The sequence below is a fragment of the Mesorhizobium sp. M1E.F.Ca.ET.063.01.1.1 genome, from assembly GCF_003998155.1.
Taxonomy (GTDB): Bacteria; Pseudomonadota; Alphaproteobacteria; order Rhizobiales; family Rhizobiaceae; genus Mesorhizobium.
In genome coordinates, this window is the sequence record NZ_RZSC01001530.1 from 1 (window position 1) to 510 (window position 510).

1 protein-coding gene and 1 pseudogene are annotated in these 510 nt (G+C 60.8%); both read right to left on the minus strand.

The window, feature by feature from the left end; genetic code table 11:
* Nucleotides 1–2: 2 nt before the first annotated feature.
* A complete protein-coding gene (locus tag EOA29_RS39620; protein ID WP_126093391.1) occupies nucleotides 3–302 on the minus strand; it encodes a hypothetical protein in 300 nt (99 codons plus the stop codon).
* An 80-nt stretch (nucleotides 303–382) separates the two neighbouring features.
* Nucleotides 383–510, minus strand: a pseudogene (locus EOA29_RS39625) (exodeoxyribonuclease III); the annotation flags it as partial.

Below are 510 nucleotides of genomic sequence, written 5' to 3' on the forward strand. Positions count from 1 at the left end.
CCTCAGTTCTCGGTAGGTTCCGTCGGCACCACGCTTGGCGTCGGCGTCGATATCGAGGTTGGGTGCAATTTCGGCGCCTGGCTTTCGCCGGGGCACACGTCCTTGACCTTCGTCCAGGACGTGTTGTTGAGAACCATGTCGCAGCGCGCAAGGTGACTTTCGCCGGCAACAGTCAGGCAGGCTGTCTCGCCGACCTTGAACGATTTGCCGTTGGCAAGGCACGCTTGGGCGGCCAGCACCGGCGCCGGTGTGGCAAATGCCAGCGCAACGCCGATCGGGCAAAGAACAAATCGGATCGTCATCGAACCCCCGCAACAGCCCGCATCAAACGCGCGATTTGTGGCAATATCAGGGTTCTGCGAGAGTTACCTGAATAGCTTCTTCAGGCCGGCTGCAAGGCGAGATCGATAGCCACCGGCACATGGTCGGAGGGTTTTTCCCAGGCGCGCACATGCTTTTCGACCGAGGCCGATGAAAAGCGGTTGGCGGCCTCGGGCGACAGCAGAAGAT